The following is a 12767-nucleotide window of genomic DNA, read 5'->3' on the forward strand; positions in this document are numbered from 1 at the left end:
GCAACCTCGGGTTTGCCAGGCTGTATCGATGAATGTCGAAACGGTACCGATCGTGAAGATCAGGGAGACCGCCATGTCCCGTGTTCAGCTCGCCCTGCGCGTCGCCGACCTCGAAGGATCCATCGCCTTCTACTCGAAGCTCTTCGGCGTCGAACCCGCGAAGATCCGCCCCGGATACGCGAACTTCGCCGTCGCCGAGCCGCCGCTCAAGCTCGTCCTCATCGAAGGGGAGGTCGGCGAGGAAACCCGGCTCGACCACCTCGGTGTGGAGGTGGGGGCCACCGAACAGGTCGCCGCGGCCGCCGCCCGGCTGAAGGGCGCGGGGCTGGCCACCTTCGAAGAGAACGACACTGCGTGCTGCTACGCCGTCCAGGACAAGGTCTGGGTCACCGGCCCCGGCAAGGAGCCCTGGGAGGTCTACGTGGTGAAGGGGGACGCCGACGTCCTCGACAAGGGCGCCGAGGGTGCCCCGGACGCCTGCTGCGCCGACCGGGCGCGGAACCCCGCCCCGACGGCCGCCACCGGTTGCTCCTGCGGAACCTGACGGGTCCGGCTCCGGCTCCGGCGCCGGGGGGCGTTGGGGTGCCGGGGTGTCGGGGGCGGGCCTCCGTCCCCGTGCGCAGCGGAGGAGGGCCGGCCCGCGAAGACCCCCGACCGGTCGCGGTCGGGGGTCTTTCGGGTGGTTCGCTCAGGCGTTGGGGCGCTTGCCGTGGTTCGCCTTCTTCTTCTTGCGTGCCCGACGCTTGTTGCCTCGCTTGGCCATGGTCATGGTCTCCCTCGTAGGCGACTGGTTCATGCCTCGGTCAGTCTAGGTTCGGTGTGATTCATCCGCATTTGGGAAAGTGGACGCTCTCTTGGCCGCCGGTTCGGGGCGTGGGATCGTCGGAGGATGGGCGAGCTCGCGTGGGGTGGGTTGGTCGTGGCCGCGGTCGCCGTGGCACTGGCGCTGATGGAGCGGTCCCTGGGGGCAGGCTTCGAGCGCAAGCGGAACGAGGAGCGGATGCGGCTGCTCGCGCACCTCGCCGGTCCGGGCGCAGTCGAGGGCGAAGTCGAAGTCGAAGTCGAGGTCGACAGGCCGTCCGTCGTCGTGGCCGGCAGGGGGAAGTTCCAGGACGTCGGCGGGATCCAGATCCAGCATCCCGCGGCACAGCTCGGCGACCGGCGGGACGACTTCACCCCGCTCCTCGTGGAGTACTACGCCTACGGACTGACCCAGGCGCGGAGCAGCTTCGCGACCAGCCAGCGGTTCGCCGGAGTCGGAGCGGCGATCCTGCTCTTCGGAATCGGACTGGCCGTCTGGAAGGCCGAGGGCGGCGGGGAGCTCTACCTGGGGATCGTCACGAGCTCGGCAGGACTGGTCACCACACTGATCGGACAGCTCTTCCACCGACGGGCAGACATCGCGCTCAAGCACATGGCCGAGCAGACCGCCTCGCTGCGCGACGACCGGCGGGCCGCCGAGACGACCCAGCAGGCCATCGAACTGCTCGACACGGTCGAGGACCCGGGGCTCAGGGCCCGCCTCCAAGCCGGTTTGATCATGAAGCTTTCCGGGGCCGAGCTGCCCCGGTAGCGGGATAGTGGAGGTATGTGCCGTTCTATTAAGACCCTGCGCCCGCCCGCCATCCCCGAGAAGGCGACCGAGGACGAGATCCGCGCCGCCGCCCTGCAATACGTACGGAAAGTGTCCGGTTTCCGGGCGCCCGCCGCGCACAACCGCGAGGTGTTCGAGGCGGCCGTGGACGCCGTCGCCGAGGCCACCGCGGCGCTGCTCGACGGGGTGCACGTACGGGGGCAGGCCGCCCCGGCGTGACCCGGACCCCGTCGGCGCCTACGAGGCTGCCGCGCGGCGACGCATCACCCACACTCCGGCGCCCAGCGCGCCCGCGGTGAGGGCGCTGCCCACGGCGATCTGACCGGGGCTCATCGAACCGATGCTGCCGCCCGTCCCGCCGCGAGCCGCACCTGAGCTGACCTGTAGGGACAGGGTGACGCGCTCGCCGCCGGGGCCGCCGCACTCGAAGACGACGCGGTGCGCGCCCGAGCTCGCGTTGTTGAAGACGGTGGCGCTCCCGATGAGGCTGGCGGCCGTCTGGCTGCCCGGGGTCAGCCGGGCCTCGCCGAAGGCGGTCGACGTGACCCTGGCGACCTGCGTTCCGCAGCCCGAGACGTTCAGCGCGACCCGGCCGCCCGGGGCGACGGCGGTGGGGGAGACGGTGGCGGAGGGGGCCGCGTACGCGAGGGTGGCGGGGGCGGCGGCAGCGGCGATGAGGGCCGCGGCCGCGACGGTCATCAGGCGGCGGGCCGTGGCGGGCGCCGCGGCGGGCGCCATGACGGGCCGTTCGGCGGGCGGTCCGGCGGGCGGTTTGGCAGACGACTTGGCAGACGACTTGGCGGGCATGGAGAGGACTCCTCGGCTCGTCGAAACGGCGCGGCCAGGCCACTGATGTGACACGGATTCGGTTGCGCACCGTGCTGTGGACGCTAGGAGCCCAGCCCTGGGGCGGCGATCGGGGTCGGGTGAACGGGTGAGCCGACTGCTCCGCCCGGGGGAGCCGAGCCGTGTCGGCCGGCCTACGCCGTCGCCGCGGCCGCCTCCGGGCGCCGTACCAGGAAGGCCGCCAGGGCACCCGCGGCGAAGAGGGCGACGACGGACAGGGCGGTGCCGAGCCACTGGGTGCCCAGCCACTGCGTACCGAAGTAGCCGAGGGCCACGCTGTATCCGGCCCAGGCCATGCCCGCCAGGACCGACCAGGGCAGGAACTCCGCCACCTTGCGCTGGGTCTTGCCCGCACCCAAGGACACCACCGAGCGTCCCGCCGGGGCGAAGCGGGCGATGACCACCAGAGCGCCGCCACCGCGCGCCAGAGCCGTGCCGAGGCGCTCGTGGGCCCGGGTCAGCCGGCGGGAGCGGGCGATGGCCCGGTCCAGCCGGGCTCCGCCGCGTCGGCCCAGCCGGTACGCGGCCATGTCGCCCAGCACCGAGGCGGTCGTGGCGATCACGAGCAGGAGCAGGATGTCCGGCACCTGCGCGGGTACCGGCACCGGGCCAGCAGCCCCGGCGGCTGCCGCAGCCGCCGCCGCGGTGATCACCAGAACCCCGCTCGGGAGCACCGGGAGGAAGACGTCGAGCACGATGGAGACCGCCACGAGGGCGTAGATCCATGGGCTCGCGGTCAGCGATCCCAGCGTCTCAAACAAAACGGGACTCCCCAGTCCGGTTGACGTGCTGCGACACCAAGCGCCGCGACGTCGCGGGGAGCGGCAGGAGCGGCCTGACAGCGAGACAGCGTACGCCCGACGTTCGCCCCCCGGATCCCCGGGGCGCCTGCCCGGTACGCCTTCCCGGTACGCCTGCCGAGAAGGGATGCCGGGAATGGATGCCTCCCGGGGCGCCTGCCGGTACGCCTGCCGGGTACGCCCGCCAAGGACGACCCCCGCACCACCACCACGCCAAGTCCACCGCCCCGCACCGCCAGGGCCCGCCCCGTCCCTTACTCCGCCGCCGTGAGATCCCGGTCCAGCACCGTCACCAGCACGGCCCCCTCGCGCTTCTTGCGCGCCTGGTCCAGCCGCAGCCGAGCGGTCCGCCCCGACAGAGCCAGCGTCATCAGCTGATTCCCAAACCAGGGCCCACCCGTACGCCGCCAGTTCAGCGGCGGTCGCCCCGTCCGCCCGTGCAGGGAGAAGCCGCGCCCCAGCCACCGCCCCATCCGGGACCAGCCCAGCCGAAAACCCCACTTCACCGCGGTATGGATGGAATTGTGAACCGGTGAGCACGTCAGCTGGAACACCCGTGCCGTACTCGGTATTCGAGGCTCGGCCACATACGCGTGATGCACGTCCCCGGACAGCACGCACACCGTCGCCGGCGCCCGCGGCCCCGTCCCCACTTCCTCGATCAGATCGGTCAGGGCCGCGAACGAGGCCGGGAACGCCGCCCAGTGCTCCAGATCGCTGCGCCGGCGCAGATCCTCCCCGATCCGCGCCCACCGCGGCCCCCGCTCCCCGCGGCACAGCGCAGCATTCCACGTCTCGGCATCGTGGATCAGCGGCGGCATCAGCCAGGGCAGCGAGGACCCGATCAACAGATGGTCGTAACCACCGTGCCCGGCCAGGGCGTTCTCCCGCAGCCACTGCTGCTCCGCCGGATCGAGCATCGCCCGCCCGTCCTCCGCCAACACCCGGGCGGCCCGGGTGTCCACCATCAGCAGCCGCGTCCGGCCGAAGTCGCGCCGGTAGCTCCAGCGCACCGTGCCCGGATCGGCGTCCGCCGCGGATGCGAAGGCCTGGAGCGCGTCCGTACCGTCGGGGGTCTTCCGTACCGCCTCGTACACCGCGTCGGCGTCCAGCTCGGCGGGGGAGAGGTTGCCCAGGTGCTGGTACACCCAGTACGACATCAGCCCGCTGAGGACGCGCTCGCGCCACCACGGCGTGGCCCGCATCTCCGCCAGCCACGCCGCGCTCGTGTTCCAGTCGTCGATGACGTCGTGGTCGTCGAATATGTGCAGGCTGGGGACCGTCGACAGTAGCCAGCGGATCTCCGGGTCGAGCCAGGACTCGTAGTAGAGCCGGGTGTACTCCTCGTAGTCCGCGACCTGGGCGCCCGGCGCCTCCCGCAGGTCCCGCCGGGCCGCGAGCCACTGCCTGGTCTCCCGGGACAGCGCGTCCGCGTACACCTGGTCGCCGAGGAGCAGCAGGACGTCCGGGCGCACCGCCTCCGGGTCGGCGGCCAGTCGCGCGGCGAGGGTGTCCAGCGCGTCCGCGCCGTGCGGCCCGTGCCGGCCGGCGGGCGGCGCGGCCTGTCGGCAGGAACCGAAGGTCACGCGCAGCCCGGGCGAGGGCCGGCCGGGGCCCGTCACGGCCGGAGCGGTGATCGTGCTCGGCGGGAAACCGCTCTCCGGCAGCGGCCACACCGGCCGGCCGTCGAGCAGCACCTCATACGCCGTGGTCGCGCCCGGGGTCAGACCGGTCACCGGTACCAGCGCGTAGTGGTGACCGGCTATCTGGAACGTACGGGCGCTGCCGCCCGCCCCGTCCGCGCACCGCACCTCGGCCGCGCACGGGCGGTCCGCCTCGACCCATATGGTGGCCGACCGGCCCGTGTCCCAGTCGACGTGGCGCAGCAGCGGCCCCAGACGCAGTCCGGCCATGCAACTCCCCCTCCTCCGTAAGCCCCTTCGATCACGGTACGACGGGTAGGGGGAGCCACGCCTCCCCCTGGCGGGGGAAAGATCGGCCGGCTCGGTCAGCAGCCGTTCAGGATGTTGACCAGGGCCGTCTTCTCACCGGAGTCCATGCTCAGACCGTAATACTGCTTCACGTTGACCCACATCCGCGCGTACGTACAGCGGTAGGACGTCTGCGAGGGCAGCCACTTGCCGGGGTCGAGGTCGCCCTTGGCCTGGTTGACGTTGTCGGTGACCGCGATGAGCTGCGGGCGGGTGAGGTCGTTGGCGAACTGCTGGCGCTTGCTGGTGGTCCAGGAATTGGCACCGGAACGCCAGGCCTCGGCGAGCGGGACGACATGGTCGATGTCGAGGTCGGCGGCCGCGGTCCAGGTGGCGCCGTCGTACGCCGAGTACCAGCTTCCGCTCACGGCGGCGCAGGAAGAGTCCTGGACGACGTTGACGCCGTCGCGCTTGAGGACGGTCTCGCGGGTGTTGCAGCTGCCGGAGACGGTGCTCCAGTGCGGGAAGAGGTCGCGGCTGTAGCCGCTGGTGGACCCCTCGGTCTTGGGCGTGACCGTCGCCAGGTAGGCGCGGGCGGCCGAGGCGCTGATGGGGGCGGGCGGGGCGGCCTGGGCGGCCGGGGCGTTGAGGAGGGAGGTCAGTGCGGCCAGGGCGGCTGCTGACGCGAGCACGCCAATTCGACGCGCGTAGATGCTGGGTATGAGTGCCATGAGGGGCTCCCTGGGTGCGGGGGGTGTGGCCGTGTGGCCCCGGCGGGGCGTGGCCATTGTGGCGGCGCCGGGTATCGCGGGGATGGGCACCAGATGACAGCCTGGCGACATGGGCACGTCACATCAAGTCGCCAACGCGCCTGATTTAAAAGGAGTTTGATATTCCGCAGGGGGGTGGAGGGGGGTTGCGAATCGTTCCTGCCCGTCCGTCGGACTCGCCCGTCCGACCGCTGCGCGCCGCCTCGCCTGCGCACCGGGCCCCGTATTGGACCGTCCAGTCGGGACCGTCCGGCCGGGACCAAAGGCCCATTCCGGTCTGTCGTGGGCTTCGCGTACTCTGTTCGGAGCAGAAGGGGAGTAGCTCTTCGCCGGACCGTCGACATACTGCTGGGTCACCCCAGCCGGCGCCCGGAGGCAGGCCGCGAGCAGCGGCAGGCCAGCGAGACCTTCGGCCGCAGTGTCCTGTTCAGCGCAGGCGCGTCTTGTACGCGCACGCGCAAGCCAGGGTGCCGCCGAGCCGAAGCGACCCCTGACACACCCCAGGTCTCTCGGTCCCGATGGCGCCCTGCCCGACCGATCGAGGTTTCACCCCCGTGTTCAGCTTCAGCATCATGGCGATCGCCTTCGGCGTCGTCTTCCTTGCCGAACTCCCCGACAAGACGGCCCTCGCCGGCCTGATGCTCGGCACGCGCTACCGTGCCTCCTACGTCTTCGCGGGCGTCGCCGCCGCCTTCGCCGTTCACGTCGCACTCGCCATCGCCGCAGGCAGCGTTCTCACGTTGCTCCCGCACCGGCTCGTCCAGGCCGTCGTCGGCATCCTCTTCCTGGCGGGCGCGGCCATGCTGCTCCTGAAGAAGGACGACGGGGACGAGGAGGTCAAGCCGCCCGCCGACCAGTCCTTCTGGAAGGTCTCCGGAGCGGGATTCATGTTGATCCTGGTGGCGGAGTTCGGTGACCTGACCCAGATCATGACCGCCAACCTCGCCGCCCGGTACGACAACCCCGTCTCGGTCGGCATCGGTGCCGTGATCGCCCTGTGGGCGGTCGCGGGCATCGGCATCTTGGGTGGTCGCACCCTGATGAAGTACGTGCCGCTGCGACTGATCACCAAGATCGCGGCTGCCGTGATGGCCGCACTGGCCGCGTTCTCGCTCTACGAGGCGATCGCGGGCTGACGCGTCGCAGGTGCGGGCCGGCGGTGGCGGATATTTCCTTGCGGGGCGGGAACGTACAGATCACGCTCGTGCGTGTGACAGACACCCCCATCCCCACCGGCCCTACCGGCCCTGCCGTCGAGCCCGCACCCCGATCCGCGTCCGCGCCGGTGTCCGCCGAGGACCGGCAGTTCGGCTGGTCCAACATGTTCGTCCGCCCCGACGAGGACACCCGGACCGACGGCGGGTTCCAGGGCGAGCGCGCCGTACTCGCCGGCTACCTGCGCGACCAGCGCCTGACGCTTGAGCTCAAGTGCGCGGGCCTCGACGCGGAGGCCCTGGCGCGGCGCTCGGTCGAACCGTCCAACCTGTCGCTCCTGGGTCTCGTGCGCCACCTCGCGGGCGTCGAGCAGTACTGGTTCCGGCAGGTCATGGCGGGCCAGGAGATACGTCGGCACTACCGCACGGAGGAGGACCGCACGGGAGACTTCACCGGCGCGGTGGCCGACCCGGAGGTGGTCGCGGACGCGTGGGCGACCTGGCGTGCCGAAGTGGCCTTCGCGGAACAACTGGTCGCGGAGGCCGCCGACCTGGGCGTCACGGGTGACAGCAGACATGGCGACGAGCCGATGGAGCTCCGCGAGGTCCTGGTCCACATGATCGAGGAATACGCCCGCCACAACGGCCACGCGGACTTCCTGCGGGAACGCATCGACGGGCGAGTGGGGCAGTAGGGCGAGGCGGGGCGGGCGGGGGCTTCGGGGTGGGCAGGGGCCGGGTGGGCGGGGTCGGGAAGTACGGCGGTGGGGGGGGGGGGGGGGCGGCCCCCCCCCCCCCCCCCCCCCCACCACCACCCCCCACCCCCCCCCCCCCCCCCACCCCCCCCCCCCCCCCCCCCCCCCCCCCCCCCCCCCCCCCCCCCCCCCCCGCCGCCCCCCCCCCCCCCCCCCCCCCCCCCCCCCCCCCCCGCCCCCCCCCCCCCCCCCCCCCCCCCCCCCCCCCCCCCCCCCCCCCCCCCCCCAGCGGCGCCGTGGTCGGGGGCCAGCCCCCGAACCCCCGCGCCTCAAACGCCGGCGGGGCTGGATTTTCCAGCCGTCCGGCGTTTGAGGACCGGGTCCGGGCAGAGCCCGGTTCAGGCAAGGGCCGAGAGCTGGGCCTCGAACCAGGCCGCCGGTGGGAGGGCCGTCGCCGCTGCCGCGAGGCGTTTGGTGCGTTCCGCGCGCTCAGCCGCCGGCATGGACAGCGCCACGTGCAGGGCCACGGCCGTTTCCGTCACGTCGTACGGGTTCACCTTCAGCGCGTCCTGGCGGAGCTCCTCGTACGCCCCCGCCCCCGTGGACAGCACCAGCGCGCACCCCGCCTCCGACACCACCGGGATCTCCTTCGCCACCAGGTTCATCCCGTCCCGCACCGGGTTCACCAGCGCCACGTCCGCCAGCCGGTACGCCGCCAGCGAGCGTTCGAAGTCGTCCTTCACCGACACCAGCACCGGCTGCCACTCCGCCGTACCGAACTCCGCGTTGATCTCCGCCGCCAGATCCCGCACCGACTGCGTGTAGTCCCGGTACACCCTCAGGTCCTGCCGCGACGGGTACGCCGACGCCAGGTGGACCACTCGGCCCCGCCATTCGGGGAAGTGGGTCAGGAGCTCCCGGTAGGCCAGCAGGCCGCGCAGGATGTTCTTCGACAGTTCCGTGCGGTCCACGCGGACGATCGTCTTCAGGTCTCCGACCTCGGCCCGCAGCTGCGCCAGTTTGTCGTCGACCCCGGGCCGGTGCGCCAGTTCCCGCAGCTCGGCGTCGTCCACTCCGAGGGGATACCTGGACACCCGCGTGAACCGTTTCTCGGCGCCGCTCTTCTTGTGCCTCACACCGGCCGGCTTCTCGCCCCTCGCGATGCCGCTCGCGTCGTCGATGTCCGCGCCGTCGATGAAGCCGTTCGCCCACTTCGAGGTGTGGAAGCCCAGCAGGTCCGCCCCCAGCATCCCCCACACCAGCTCCTTGCGGACGGTGTCCGGGAGCATGTCCATGAAGGGCGCCGACGCCCACGGCGTGTGCGTGAAGTGCGCGATCTTCAGATCCGGCCGCAGCTCGCGCAACTGCCCCGGAACCAGCGCCAGGTGGTAGTCCTGCACCAGAACGCGGGCGCCCTCCGCCGCCTCGTCCGCGAGGGCTTGCGCGAAGGCCCGGTTGTAGCGCCGGTACGACCCCCACCGCCGGTGGAACTCGGCGTCGAAGACCGGTTCGCGCGGGATGTCGTAGAGGTGGTGATGTGTGAACCACAGCACAGAATTGGCGATTCCGTTGTATGCGTCGTCATACATCGTGGGATCGATATCCAACATCCGGACGCCCGGCTCGGACGCGCCCCGGCGGACCGCTTCCCGGTCCGCGTCCGACAGCGCCGCGCAGATCCACAGCGCCTCCGGCTGCTCGGCGAGGGCCGTGGAGAGTCCGGAGACGAGACCGCCCCCGCCGCGCCGGGCGCTGAGCGTCCCGTCCTCGGCGAGCGCGTAGGAGAGGGGGCCGCGGTTCGCGGCGACGAGCACCTGGGAAGCCATGCCGCCAACCTAGCCCGGCCCGCACCCGCTCAAACCGTACGTTCGCTCACGCCACGCGACGCAGTGCGTACTCCTCGATGCCCGCCATCGGCGGTCGCTCCTCCGTGTCCACCGGGTACGTCCGCGGCCGGAAGCCCTCCGGCCCGCGCTCGAACTGCGTGAGTTCCGGTCGTACGAGGTGCCCGCGCGAGAGCCGGACCTGGGCGGTGCGGTAGATCGCCGCGGCCATCCGGCCCAGCGCCTGCCCGTCCTGGTGGCGGTGGAGCCGTACGCCCACGTCCACCTGGGCCAGCGCGTCCAGCCCGACCGTGTGCAGCGCGTCGACCAGCAGGCCCAGCTCGACGCCGTAGCCGACGGGGAACGGCAGCTGCTCCAGCAGGGAGCGGCGTACGGCGTACTCGCCGCCCAGCGGCTGCACGAAGCCGGCCAGCTGCGGCCAGTGGAGGTTGAGGAGCGGGCGGGCGACCAGCTCGGTGACCCGGCCGCCCTGGCCCGGGGTGTCCCCCAGCGGCCGGTCGTACATCGCCTTGACGAACTGCACGTCGGGGTCGGTCAGCAGCGGGCCGACGATGCCGGAGACGAAGGCGGCGGAGAAGTCCCGCAGGTCGGCGTCGACGAAGCAGACGACGTCCCCGTCGGTGGCCAGCAGCGAGCGCCACAGCACCTCGCCCTTCCCGGGCAGTGCCGGCACGCGGGGCAGGATCTCGTCGCGGTGCACCACCCGGGCCCCAGCCTTCGCCGCGACCTCCGCGGTCCGGTCGGCGGAGCCCGAGTCGATGACGACCAGCTCGTCCACCAGGGGGAACGGGAGTCCCTCGATCAGCTCACGCCGGATGACCTCGACGATCGCGCCGACCGTCGCCTCTTCGTCCAGCGCGGGCAGCACCACGCTGACCGTGGTCCCGGCCGCCCGTTTCCGGTCGAGCAGCTGGTCGAGCGGTCGGTCGGCGGCGGACCAGGAGCGGTCGGCCAGCCATCGCTCCACCTCTTCCAGCACCCTCAGCACTCCCTGCGTGTCGGCGATATTCGCCCTTATGTGATCCATCTCGCGGTTCGGACGCCTGTCTCAGTCGCGCGAGCCTTCGGTTACAGTCTTGAACAACGCGAAGGACCACCGCATGCCGGGGGTCCCGCGCACAAACGCACCGGCGCGCCATAGAGCGCGTGTGCCGGTGCCATACCGCTCATCCAGAGGGGCAGAGGGACACGGCCCGTTGAAGCCCCGGCAACCCTCCAGTCGGTTCTCGCGATCGCGCGTCAGCGCTCGTCAGCGAGGTCCCCGGCTAGGGAAGGTGCCAATTCCGTCTCATGGCGAAGTGCGCCATGGGGAAGATGAGGAGAAAGGGCCTCGCCATCATGGCTGCACAGACTGTCGCCACCTCTGTTGATCTCGGACCCGCCACCGGCCTTTCCTGTCGCGAGTGCGGTACCCGTTTCGAGCTCGGCCCCATCTTCGCGTGCGCCGAATGCTTCGGACCGCTGGAAGTCGCCTACGACCTGCCGACCGGCGACCCCGAGGCCCTGCGCGCCGCGATCGAGGCCGGTCCCAACAACATCTGGCGCTACGCGCCGCTGCTGCCCGTCCCCGCGGACGTGGCGTCCAAGCCCAGCCTGAACCCCGGCTTCACCAAGCTCGTGGACGCGGCCAACCTGGCCAAGGAGCTGGGCATCACCGGCAAGCTCTACGTCAAGGACGACTCCGGCAACCCGACGCACTCCTTCAAGGACCGCGTCGTGGCCATCGCCGTCGAGGCCGCCCGCGCCTTCGGCTTCACCACCCTGTCCTGCTCCTCGACCGGCAACCTGGCCGGCGCCGTCGGCGCCGCGGCCGCCCGGGCCGGCTTCCGCTCCTGCGTGTTCATCCCGCACGACCTGGAGCAGGGCAAGGTCGTCATGGCCGGTGTGTACGGCGGTGACCTGGTCGGCATCGAGGGCAACTACGACGACGTCAACCGCTTCTGCTCCGAGCTCATCGGCGATCCGCTGGGCGAGGGCTGGGGCTTCGTCAACGTCAACCTGCGTCCGTACTACGGCGAGGGCTCCAAGACCCTCGCCTACGAGATCTGCGAGCAGCTCGGCTGGCAGCTGCCCGACCAGATCGTGATCCCGATCGCGTCCGGCTCGCAGCTGACGAAGATCGACAAGGGTCTGCAGGAGCTCATCAAGCTCGGCCTCGTCGAGGACAAGCCGTACAAGATCTTCGGCGCCCAGGCCGAGGGCTGCTCCCCGGTGTCCACCGCCTTCAAGGCCGGTCACGACGTGGTCCGCCCGCAGAAGCCGAACACCATCGCGAAGTCCCTCGCGATCGGCAACCCGGCGGACGGCCCGTACGTCCTGGACATCGCCCGCCGCACCGGCGGTTTCGTCGAGGACGTCAACGACGAGCAGGTCGTCGAGGCCATCAAGCTCCTCGCGCAGACCGAGGGCATCTTCGCCGAGACCGCGGGCGGCGTGACCGTCGGCGTGACGAAGAAGCTCATCGAGGGCGGGCAGCTCGACCCGACGCTCACCACCGTCGTCCTCAACACCGGTGACGGCCTCAAGACCCTGGAGGCGGTGGCCGCGGACAGCGGGCAGACCGCCACCATCCGCCCGAGCCTGGACGCGTTCCGCGCCGCCGGCCTCGCCTGATCCTCTTCCTCCTGCACCCGGAAAGGCAGTAGCGCCATGAGCGTCAACGTCCGCATCCCCACCATCCTGCGCACCTACACCGGCGGCGTCTCCGAGGTCCCGGCCGAGGGCGCGACCCTCGCCGAGGTCATCGAGTCCCTGGAGAAGAACCACCCGGGCATCGCCGCGCGGGTCCTGGACGACCAGGGCAAGCTGCGCCGCTTCGTGAACGTCTACGTCAACGACGACGACGTGCGCTTCGAGGGCGGGCTGCAGGCGGCGACGCCGGACGGCGCCGGCGTCTCGATCATTCCGGCCGTCGCCGGCGGTTGCTGATTCCCCGGATCCCCACCGGATCCCCCCGGTCACCGCTCCGGTGACACGCGCAAAACGAAATTGCCCCCTCCGCTAAAGCGGAGGGGGCAATTCTGCTTGATTGGGCACGGTAGGGTTGGGGAAGTCCCCTCCGCTGTTCTTGCCCCCTGCATATGAACGGGCCGCGCAAGGGTCGACATCGAGCCAACATGCGAGTGCGGTATGG

General features: G+C 71.5%; 14 protein-coding genes and 1 riboswitch. Of the genes, 7 read left to right on the plus strand and 7 right to left on the minus strand.

Going from position 1 to position 12767, the window contains the following annotated elements:
- Positions 1-73: 73 nt before the first annotated feature.
- Positions 74-544: an ArsI/CadI family heavy metal resistance metalloenzyme gene (locus tag ACIQK6_RS18915; RefSeq protein WP_402695115.1), complete on the plus strand. Its 471-nt coding sequence runs from the start codon at positions 74-76 to the stop codon at positions 542-544.
- Between the two features lie 144 nt (positions 545-688).
- Here the strand turns inward: ACIQK6_RS18915 and ACIQK6_RS18920 are convergent, their stop codons facing one another.
- Positions 689-763, minus strand: coding sequence for a 50S ribosomal protein bL37 (locus ACIQK6_RS18920; protein WP_100661309.1), 75 nt, complete (start codon positions 761-763; stop codon positions 689-691).
- A gap of 126 nt (positions 764-889) precedes the next feature.
- Between ACIQK6_RS18920 and ACIQK6_RS18925 the strand changes: the two genes are divergently transcribed.
- Both ACIQK6_RS18925 and ACIQK6_RS18930 read left to right on the plus strand, forming a co-directional pair.
- The gene (locus ACIQK6_RS18925) at positions 890-1573 is read left to right on the plus strand and encodes a hypothetical protein (RefSeq protein WP_329102423.1); all 684 of its coding nucleotides are present in this window, start codon (positions 890-892) and stop codon (positions 1571-1573) included.
- Positions 1574-1588: 15 nt separating this feature from the next.
- Positions 1589-1813, plus strand: coding sequence for a DUF2277 domain-containing protein (locus ACIQK6_RS18930; RefSeq protein WP_329102425.1), 225 nt, complete (start codon positions 1589-1591; stop codon positions 1811-1813).
- 18 nt (positions 1814-1831) lie between these two features.
- Here ACIQK6_RS18930 and ACIQK6_RS18935 read toward each other — a convergent pair whose 3' ends face one another.
- The 4 genes from ACIQK6_RS18935 to ACIQK6_RS18950 all read right to left on the minus strand — a co-directional run bounded on the left by ACIQK6_RS18935 (position 1832) and on the right by ACIQK6_RS18950 (position 5893).
- Positions 1832-2401 (minus strand): hypothetical protein, encoded by a 570-nt coding sequence (locus ACIQK6_RS18935; protein WP_329102427.1) that lies wholly within the window; start codon positions 2399-2401, stop codon positions 1832-1834.
- A 173-nt stretch (positions 2402-2574) separates the two neighbouring features.
- The gene (locus tag ACIQK6_RS18940; RefSeq protein WP_329102429.1) at positions 2575-3201 is read right to left on the minus strand and encodes a VTT domain-containing protein; all 627 of its coding nucleotides are present in this window, start codon (positions 3199-3201) and stop codon (positions 2575-2577) included.
- Positions 3202-3494: 293 nt separating this feature from the next.
- The gene (locus ACIQK6_RS18945) at positions 3495-5153 is read right to left on the minus strand and encodes an alkaline phosphatase D family protein (protein WP_329102431.1); all 1659 of its coding nucleotides are present in this window, start codon (positions 5151-5153) and stop codon (positions 3495-3497) included.
- 95 nt (positions 5154-5248) lie between these two features.
- Positions 5249-5893 (minus strand): HNH endonuclease family protein, encoded by a 645-nt coding sequence (locus ACIQK6_RS18950; RefSeq protein WP_329107966.1) that lies wholly within the window; start codon positions 5891-5893, stop codon positions 5249-5251.
- A gap of 602 nt (positions 5894-6495) precedes the next feature.
- Here ACIQK6_RS18950 and ACIQK6_RS18955 point away from each other — a divergent pair.
- Together ACIQK6_RS18955 and ACIQK6_RS18960 are read left to right on the plus strand one after the other, a co-directional pair.
- Complete coding sequence (locus ACIQK6_RS18955) at positions 6496-7077, plus strand: TMEM165/GDT1 family protein (protein WP_329102433.1); 582 nt, start codon at positions 6496-6498, stop codon at positions 7075-7077.
- A 185-nt stretch (positions 7078-7262) separates the two neighbouring features.
- The gene (locus tag ACIQK6_RS18960) at positions 7263-7790 is read left to right on the plus strand and encodes a DinB family protein (protein WP_329107968.1); all 528 of its coding nucleotides are present in this window, start codon (positions 7263-7265) and stop codon (positions 7788-7790) included.
- 398 nt (positions 7791-8188) lie between these two features.
- On the opposite strand, the gene ACIQK6_RS18965 is transcribed toward ACIQK6_RS18960, so the two are convergent.
- Together ACIQK6_RS18965 and ACIQK6_RS18970 are read right to left on the minus strand one after the other, a co-directional pair.
- On the minus strand, positions 8189-9616 hold the full coding sequence (locus ACIQK6_RS18965; protein ID WP_329100656.1) for a trehalose-6-phosphate synthase: 1428 nt from the start codon (positions 9614-9616) through the stop codon (positions 8189-8191).
- A 46-nt stretch (positions 9617-9662) separates the two neighbouring features.
- Positions 9663-10613: a glucosyl-3-phosphoglycerate synthase gene (locus ACIQK6_RS18970; protein ID WP_329107817.1), complete on the minus strand. Its 951-nt coding sequence runs from the start codon at positions 10611-10613 to the stop codon at positions 9663-9665.
- A gap of 184 nt (positions 10614-10797) precedes the next feature.
- A riboswitch (SAM riboswitch) is annotated at positions 10798-10955 on the plus strand.
- 17 nt (positions 10956-10972) lie between these two features.
- Here ACIQK6_RS18970 and thrC point away from each other — a divergent pair.
- Both thrC and ACIQK6_RS18980 read left to right on the plus strand, forming a co-directional pair.
- Complete coding sequence (gene thrC, locus ACIQK6_RS18975; RefSeq protein WP_329100658.1) at positions 10973-12247, plus strand: threonine synthase; 1275 nt, start codon at positions 10973-10975, stop codon at positions 12245-12247.
- 36 nt (positions 12248-12283) lie between these two features.
- Positions 12284-12562 carry a MoaD/ThiS family protein gene (locus tag ACIQK6_RS18980; protein WP_329100660.1) on the plus strand — a complete coding sequence of 93 codons (279 nt, stop codon included), beginning with the start codon at positions 12284-12286 and terminating at the stop codon, positions 12560-12562.
- Positions 12563-12767: the final 205 nt, after the last annotated feature.

The sequence above is a fragment of the Streptomyces sp. NPDC091682 genome, from assembly GCF_044756625.1.
Taxonomy (GTDB): Bacteria; Actinomycetota; Actinomycetes; order Streptomycetales; family Streptomycetaceae; genus Streptomyces.